General features: G+C 57.8%; 1 protein-coding gene. It reads left to right on the top strand.

Going from position 1 to position 341, the window contains the following annotated elements; all coding sequences use genetic code 11:
- The coding region (locus AC1RPN_RS08730; RefSeq protein WP_481763797.1) for a hypothetical protein at positions 1–341 on the top strand (341 nt) is incomplete at both ends.

Raw genomic sequence — 341 nt, 5'->3', positions numbered from 1 at the left:
ACTCCGGTCGCGGCCTTCCCCATTTCGAAGATCGCTCACACGCTGGCACATCACCACGTGGAGAATGCGCGCGTCAACGAGCATCTGATTTCGATCGGCCCGAACGGAAAGCCCTATTACATTCCGCGCTCGATTCCGATTGAGCAGGTCATCGAGTACGAAGAGCGCTACACGCAGGCCGGTATCCGCGCAGACGGTTCGTACACGCTTGTGGACATGACCGAAGGGTCTGAGGCTCAGAAGCAGGGCCACGAGCCCAAAGCCAAACTTCCGCGAAATGTGCCAGTTCTTGTTGATTGGGTGAACAACAAATACGCGCATACCGGCGCGCAGGGGCTACT

This window comes from Dellaglioa sp. CoH-57-MRSF-20, assembly GCF_056781955.1.
The sequence above is the reverse complement of the archived record's forward strand: the minus strand, read 5'-3'. Positions and strand labels throughout refer to the sequence as shown.